6 protein-coding genes are annotated in these 7919 nt (G+C 60.1%); 3 read left to right on the top strand and 3 right to left on the bottom strand.

The window, feature by feature from the left end; genetic code table 11:
- Positions 1-113: 113 nt before the first annotated feature.
- Positions 114-512, bottom strand: a complete 399-nt coding sequence (locus AB4Y34_RS25485; RefSeq protein ID WP_368717596.1) for an STM2901 family protein — start codon at positions 510-512, stop codon at positions 114-116.
- A 627-nt stretch (positions 513-1139) separates the two neighbouring features.
- Here AB4Y34_RS25485 and AB4Y34_RS25480 point away from each other — a divergent pair.
- Positions 1140-2669, top strand: a complete 1530-nt coding sequence (locus AB4Y34_RS25480; RefSeq protein WP_368717595.1) for a CHAD domain-containing protein — start codon at positions 1140-1142, stop codon at positions 2667-2669.
- On the opposite strand, the gene AB4Y34_RS25475 is transcribed toward AB4Y34_RS25480, so the two are convergent.
- Both AB4Y34_RS25475 and AB4Y34_RS25470 read right to left on the bottom strand, forming a co-directional pair.
- Entirely contained in the window at positions 2658-3071 is a 414-nt protein-coding gene (locus AB4Y34_RS25475) for a hypothetical protein (RefSeq protein ID WP_176111297.1), read from the bottom strand. The genes AB4Y34_RS25480 and AB4Y34_RS25475 overlap by 12 nt on opposite strands.
- A 100-nt stretch (positions 3072-3171) precedes the next feature.
- Positions 3172-3345, bottom strand: a complete 174-nt coding sequence (locus AB4Y34_RS25470) for a hypothetical protein (protein ID WP_013093753.1) — start codon at positions 3343-3345, stop codon at positions 3172-3174.
- A 361-nt stretch (positions 3346-3706) separates the two neighbouring features.
- Between AB4Y34_RS25470 and AB4Y34_RS25465 the strand changes: the two genes are divergently transcribed.
- The gene (locus AB4Y34_RS25465; RefSeq protein WP_368717594.1) at positions 3707-5047 is read left to right on the top strand and encodes an MFS transporter; all 1341 of its coding nucleotides are present in this window, start codon (positions 3707-3709) and stop codon (positions 5045-5047) included.
- A 49-nt stretch (positions 5048-5096) separates the two neighbouring features.
- Entirely contained in the window at positions 5097-7847 is a 2751-nt protein-coding gene (locus AB4Y34_RS25460; protein ID WP_368717593.1) for a glucosidase, read from the top strand.
- Positions 7848-7919: the final 72 nt, after the last annotated feature.

The following is a 7919-nucleotide window of genomic DNA, read 5'->3' as shown; positions in this document are numbered from 1 at the left end:
TGATCCTCAGGAAGCTGAGGCTTTTTTACGCCGCTGTTCTGGCCGCTTTGCTCAACCGCTCAATCGCTGTCGAATACCAGCCGTGAGGGCAAGCGCCGTCCAAAACGAATTATTCAGACCCGACTACCTAGCTGCGGAATCCAGCGCCCTACGAATGCACCTAGATTTCTCGTCATGGAAAACCTGAAGTTCTTCATTGATTGATTGGTGAGGGTAGGCAGAATTGCTTCTTTGAAATTGACGTTCACGAGTGCGCGAAGGATCAGCGATGCAATAGATGTCCCACGTGTTGTCCCCATTGGCTTTGCTCGAGTTGGAATTAACGGTTGTCCAGCAAGTACCAATACGATTGCCAGCACACCACCGTAGTCCTTAATTCCAAAGTGTTTGCAAGCTTCTTCGGTTGCGATGCAAATGAAAAGTGTTTCGTTATCGACGGCCCTTCCGCCATAGATATATGTATTGATCTTCTTTGTTGAATCATTGCTTATGAGCTGCTCGTATTCGCTCACCTGTTTGGTGCTCCGCTTGCGTTACGTGCATCGCCTGGTGGCGCGTTGCATCACATCGATTAATGTCGTTACCGCGCCATGAGAGTGAATCGTTTTTACTCTGTGCGGCATATGATTCCCTACTCTTTCGAAGAATTGGGGGTAACGTGCTCTATCGTCATTTCCAAAAATATTTTTGGGCCCGACTTCTGGGAGTTTCTTGAGTCTTTTTTCAGCATACCCTATATGCTCGGGGGAATTTGTAAAATGCTGTCAAGATTTTCACATCCTCATTCCGACCCGAATGGCGTCGACCAGAAATGCGGGCCGTTAGCCTGGCGGTTTCAACATGTCGGTCCATAGTTGCGCATACCGTTTTCCCCGATTTAATTTGGGAACACTCGCTATTTGTCGTTGTGAGCTTGTATCGGGTCGACGTGCATCACCGTTTTAAGCACGACGAAAGTTGTGCACAGACGAGGTGGCTAAGACGGTGGACAAGTTTTGCACGAATGCCTGCTTGCGCTGCTAACCCACCCCGTCTCCAGGAAACGTCGGGTTCGGAGCGGCCACTTGGGACGATCGGACGCGACGCAGCCCAGCGAATCCGGTGTAGTCTGACGGTATGGTGCTCATTTCGGAGGCGGCATGGAACGGGAGCTGAAGCTGCGCGTTGCGAACGAAGATCTCGGCAAGTTGCGTAACGCGTCGATACTTGCGCGATCGAAGGCCACAGCGGGGGCGCCTCGCCTGCTGACGAGCACCTATTTCGATACGCCCGAGTTTTCATTTCACTGGTGCGGTGCTTCGCTGCGCGTGCGCAGCGTCGGCAAGGAGAAAATCCAGACGCTGAAGCTCGAAGGATCGGCCAAGGCGGGGCTGTTCGACAGGGACGAGTTCGAGATGCCCGTGAATAGCGACACGCCCGATCTGAAGCTGCTGTGCGACCAGATCCCCGACGACAGCGACTGCGGGAAGCTGATTCGCGACGAGACCGTTCCCGCCCAACTGAAGCCAGTGTTCGTCACGCGGATCAACCGCTCGGCGTTTGAGCTGCGCCAGCCGTCCGGAGACGAACTCGAGCTTGCGCTCGACGAAGGAACCATCGAGGCGGAGTCGGGCTCGGTGCAGATCGCCGCCGTGGAACTGGAATTGAAACAGGGCGATCCGGACATGCTGTACCGCGTCGCGCTGGAAATGCTCGAAACCGTGCCACTACATATCGATCGTCGCAGCAAGGCCGATATCGGGTATGCACTGCTGGTAGCCGAGCACAGAGAGGCGGTGAAAGCGCAACCGGTGCAACTGGACAAGCGCGATTCGATCGAGGATGCATTCTGCGTCATTGTGCGCAACTGTCTGGAGCAGGTCCACGCGAATGAACTGGGGGTCGTGTCGGGCCACGATCCATCGAGCGTCCATCAGATGCGCGTGGGGCTTCGCCGCTTGCGTTCGGCTCTCGACCTGTTTGCGAAGGTCATCCCCGCCGCTCCCGGCTTCGACGAGGAGTTGCGCTGGATTGCCTCGGAACTGGGCGCCGCGCGCGACTGGGAAGTGCTCGCGGCATCGACGCTCGAACATGCCGGCGCCGACGGCAATACGGACGAGATCCGCCCCGTCAGAGACGCCTGCGAGCAGAATGCCGTCGACAACCGGCAGCGCGCGGCGGCCGCGGTCGAATCGGTTCGCTATACGCGGCTCGCGCTCCAGTTGGCGCTGTGGTTGAGCCGCAAGGGTTGGCGAGATGAGATGTCCGACGAACAGCGCGACGAGATCGGCAGCCCAGTGAAGCCGTTCGCCGCCGATGTTCTGCGACGTCGGCACAAGAAACTGACCAAACGTGGCAAGGGTTTGGCCGATCTCGACGATCACAGCCGTCACCGCGCCCGCATCGCGGCGAAGAAGGTTCGATACGCCACCGAGTTCTTCGCGTCGCTATGCCCGCGGCGGGTCGTCCGCCACTATGTCGAGGCGCTCACCGCGCTTCAGGACGATCTCGGCTGGCGCAACGATGCCGTCGTCGCCGATCAGCTGCTGAAGTCGCTGCTGACGACGGCGCCCGAGGCCGCCTCGGGCGCGGCCTTCGCACGCGGCTTTCTCGCGTCACGGGTCGCTGCCGATCATCGGACATTGAAGAAGCTGTGGAAGCGCTTCAAGCTGCTTTCGTCACCGCACTGATTGTCCGAACAAACGCGACCATACCGCGCGCACGCGGCGCGCGCGATCCTCGAACAGGTACGACGCAGCGAGCGCAAACAGGCCGGACATGATCCCCGTCGCGATGTGTTCGAGAGCATGAAAGCGGTAGTGGCTCAGATGAGAGTAGGCATCGCCGATGGCGGTCAGGCAACCGACGAGCAGTGCGTTGCTATAGCGATTCCCGTACCACTTCGCCGCCGGCGTGAAGGTGAGCAGCAGCGCGAGCACACCGGTGAGCAGCCCGGTCTTGAATGCGATCGCCCAGTGCGTGAGGCTCATGACGTTGCCCCAGCTCCCCGGCATACAGGTCATGCACGCGCTGGTTGGCTGCCAGAAACGCTGGACAAGCAGTTTGAAGCGGCGTTTCCATGCGCTTCCCATGATGTACTCCACGATGTCCGGCGTGAGACTCCCCGTGGAAATGGTACATCGCGAGCGCGCCGTAGCGTACCTGAGCGCCGTGGCGCACGAGGGAACTTCGCTATGACGACCGATCTCGATTACGCGCTCGCGTAGCGCCCGTAATCACCGCGATGCCGAGCAGAATCACGGCCACGATGGCAATGATGTGCTGCGCGACATGGAGCGCCATCAATCCCCACGCGACGCCGCCAATGAAAATGATCCATCCGACCAGATAGATGAGCAGGGTCATCGTTTTTCTCCTTGATCCACGGGTCTATCTGCAAGCACATTGCGCGCCTGACGCCATGCGTTGCTGTGTCTGGCATGGTCTGTGCTCCGCCGCCGAAGTCGCGTGCGGGAAGGAAAGCCGCACGGAGCAAGTTGGCCGACGTGCAAGGGCGGCTGCTGATTCAATGTCCCACCTGGTTCGCGGACATCAAGCCATACGACGTGCCGGTGCTGCGTTTGACGTGGGTACTCGCCGGACGGCAACGAACGCACTGCCCTCGCATGCATAAGCCAGATCAAATGTTCTAATCTTTCTCTGCAGCCCCGTAAGCTAGCAAGCATTGACCGGGCAGCAAAACGCGCGACGCCCATGGACCTCTGACATGCCGCTATCCAGTCCAGCCCGGAATGTGTCGACCAGACCGCCCGCCCCTCGCCTGACGACGCTCAGTCACATACAGATCGCGTCGCTGTGGTTTGCGCTGTTTACCCAATGGATGACGGTCGTTCCGGTGCTGGTGCCGTCACAGGTGGCCGAAATGCTCGGACGCGATGCCGCATTGAAGGAAGGTGTGGCCGGCTCCGTCATTGCGTCCGGCGCATTCGTTGCAATGATCGTGGCACCGCTGGCCGGCGCCCTGTCAGATCGCTCCATCGCAAAACATGGACGTCGGCGATCGTTTCTCGTCACCGGCGTGTTCGGCACTGCGATTGCCCTGGTATGGCTTGCTTCATTCAACAGAGGGGCGAGTGTATGGCTTTATGCACTCGCGTTCCTGCATCTGCAGTTCTGGTGGAACTGGGCGGCGGGTCCGTATGCCGGGCTGGTGCCCGATGTCGTGCCAAAACGGGAAACCAACCGCGCGAGCGCGTGGCTCAACGTGATGTCCGTGCTCGGCACCATCAGTGGCAACGTGGTGCTCGTCGTGCTCTATTCGCCGGGCCGCTTGTATCCGACGGTGGCCACGTTCATTGCGATCATGCTGCTCTGCCTTTGGCTGACGATTCGCGGCTCGCGCGAGCCGACGCCTGTCAGATCCCATGAACGGTTCGAACTCCTTGCGTTCATGCGCTCGTTCTATCTCAATCCGCGCCTCCACCGAAACTTTTACTGGGTGCTGGTAACCCGTCTGTTCGGCAACATGGGAATCTGGTCGATCTTCACCTTCATGTTGTACTACCTGCAGGACGTGATCGGCATTCGTCATCCGACCGGTGTGATGAACGGGCTTCTTGGTGTCGGCGTGGTGCTGGCGATCCCGGCCAGCCTGTTGGGCGCACGGCTCGCCGACCGCCACGGCGCCGTCCCCGTCGTCCGCCTGACAAGCTGGATCATGGCCGGAGCCGCGATCGGCTTTGTCATGCTGGCGGTGCATCCGAACCTGTCGCTGGTGATCGCAGTCGGACTCGTTTTCTGCGCCGCTTACGGGACCTATCAAGCCGTCGACTGGGCGCTCGCACTGCAAGTGTTGCCAGACGATGCATCCAGCGGCAAGGACATGGGCATCTGGCAAGTGTCGATGGTGCTGCCGCAGATCCTCGGCCCCGCGGCGACCGGGTGGATGCTGTCGTGGGTCAAGGCGCTTGCTGGTGCCGGAACCGCCTACGTCGTCGCGTTCGTCGTCGCAGCGGGGTGGTTCGTGCTCGCCGCGTGGTTCGTCTCGCACATCAGGATTGCTTCGCAGCAGCACGTATCCACCGGGCTCGCCGGACGATCGTCGTAGGGCGACCGCCCGCCTGTTGCAGGTTCATCCGGCCGTTACGGAGGCAGAAATGGCTCTCGCAGACGTCGATGTCACGGAACAAAAACGCTTGAACGACGCGCATGTGGCGCAGGTGCCGTGGAAGCTGTGGGGGCCGTACCTGAGCGAGCGGCAATGGGGAACCGTCCGCGAGGACTACAGCGAAGATGGCGACGCCTGGAACTATTTCACCCACGATCAGGCGCGCTCACGCGCCTACAGGTGGGGAGAAGACGGGCTCGGCGGACTATCCGACGACCAGCAGCGACTTTGCTTCGCGCTCGTACTCTGGAACGGGCGCGACCCGATCCTGAAGGAACGCCTGTTCGGGCTCACCAATAGCGAAGGCAATCATGGCGAGGACGTGAAGGAGTATTACTTCTATGTCGACAGCACGCCCACGCACTCGTACATGAAGTATCTGTACAAGTACCCGCAGCAGGAATACCCGTACCTCGACCTGATCGAGACGAACCGCAAGCGATCGCGAGAAGAACTCGAGTACGAACTGCTCGATACCGGCGTGTTCGATGACGACCGCTATTTCGATGTATTCGTCGAATACGCGAAGCGCGATCCACAAGACATCCTGGTGCGCATTTGCATGCACAACCGCGGGCGGGACGCGGCGCAGCTTCGAATCCTGCCAACGCTATGGTTTCGCAATACATGGTCGGAGAACCACGACGATCCCAGGCCGTCGCTGTGCGAAGAGGCGCCGGGCGTCATTCGAGCGCGCCATCATGAGCTGGGCGACTACTGGCTCTATTGCGAAGGCGCGACCGAACTGCTGTTCACGGAAAACGAAAGCAATGCACGGCGTCTGTGGAATCAGCCCAATGCTTCGCCCTATGTGAAAGACGCATTCCACGCGTATGTGAGCGGCGGACAACGCGAGGCGGTGAATCCGGCCAAAACGGGAACCAAGGCGGCGGCCCATTACGTATGCAACATACCCGGCCGCGACAGCGTGACGATCCGGCTGCGCCTGAGCGCGATAAGCCGCGACAACGCGTTCGACGGCTTCGAGAACACCTTCAACGAACGCATTGCCGATGCTGACGAGTTCTATGAGCGCATCGCGCCGAAATCGCTGACGGAAGACCAGCGCCGGGTGCACCGTCAGGCGCTGGCGGGCATGTTGTGGGGCAAGCAGTACTACTACTTCGATCTCGAACTGTGGCTGCGCGAGCATGGGAGCCATCCGTTGCTGGACGGCGAGCGGCTCGATGTGCGCAACACCGGGTGGTTCCACATGCTGAACGCGGACGTGATCTCGATGCCGGACAAATGGGAGTACCCGTGGTACGCGGCCTGGGATCTGGCGTTCCACACGATCTCTCTGGCGCTCGTCGACTTCGATTTCGCGCAGGAGCAATTGCTGCTGATGTTGCGCACCCTGTATGTCCATCCGAGCGGCCAGATCCCGGCCTACGAGTGGAACTTCAGCGACGTCAATCCTCCCGTGCATGCGGCCGCCACGCTTTGGCTCTACCGGTACGGCAAAGAGTTGGGACGGGCCGACCCGCGCTTTCTCGAGCGCTCGTTTCAGGGGCTGATGCTCAATTTCAACTGGTGGGTGAATCGCAAGGACCCGTCGGGACGCAACGTGTTCGCCGGCGGCTTTCTGGGGCTGGACAACATCGGGGTATTCGATCGCAGCGCGCAGCTGCCGACGGGCGGATCGCTGGAACAGGCGGACGGAACCGCGTGGATGGCGTTTTATTGCCAGTGCATGCTGGAGATGGCGATCATCCTGACGGAATACGATCCGATGTACGAGGAGATCGCCTTCAGGTTCGTCCAGCACTTCATGTGGATCGCCTATGCGATGGATCGGCGCGGCGAACATCCGGACGACATGTGGGACGAGCATGACGGCTTCTTCTATGATCTGCTGCGGCTTCCCGACGGCCAGACCATGCGTCTGAAGATCAGGTCGATGGTGGGGCTGCTGCCGCTGTGCGCGACCACCGTATTCGAAGCAGATTCGGTGACGCGGTATCCGAAACTGATGGAGCTGATCGCCCAATTCCGCAAACGCTACCCGGAGCTGCTCGCCCACGTGGCTCCGACGGATACGGGCTTCATCGGCCATCGGGAGCGCAGGCTCCTGTCGATCCTGAACAGACGCAAGCTCGAACGCGTGCTCGGATACCTGCTCGACGAGAACGAGTTCCTCGGACCGCATGGCATCCGTTCGCTCTCCCGCTATCACCTCGAGCATCCGTATGTGCTCAACATCGGTGGAACCGATTACAAAGTGCAGTACCTGCCGGCCGAATCGAATACGGGCATGTTCGGCGGGAACTCCAACTGGCGAGGTCCGGTATGGATGCCGGTGAACCTGCTCGTTGTCAGGGCACTGATGAACCTCTACAGCTTTTTCGGCGACGAATTCAAGGTCCAATGCCCGAGCGGGTCCGGGCATTCCATGACGCTGTTCGAGGTGGCACAGGAAATCGTCCGGCGACTGACGGGTACTTTCTTGCGCGATGCGGATGGAAAACGTCCCGTCTACGGCGGGACCAGCAAGTTTCAGGACGATCCGCACTGGCGCGATCTGATCCTGTTCTACGAGTATTTCCACGGCGACAACGGTGCAGGGCTCGGGGCCAGTCATCAGACGGGCTGGACGGGCCTCGTCGCACCTCTGTTGGACATGTTCGGGCGGATCGACGCTCGAGCCGTGCTCGACAGCGACCGCTGGCGCGTGATGGCCGGCGCTTCCGCGCATGAGGCAGGCGGCGGCGACAATGCTCTCAACGCGCAGCGTCCGTGACCATCGATCCGGACGTCTTGAGGCCCATGACTATGCTCGGCCATTCCCGTCAATACGGTCATGCCAGTCCAG

The organism is Paraburkholderia sp. BR10954 (assembly GCF_040965775.1).
Classification (GTDB): Bacteria; Pseudomonadota; Gammaproteobacteria; order Burkholderiales; family Burkholderiaceae; genus Paraburkholderia; species Paraburkholderia youngii.
This window is presented reverse-complemented; position numbering and strand designations above follow the sequence as displayed.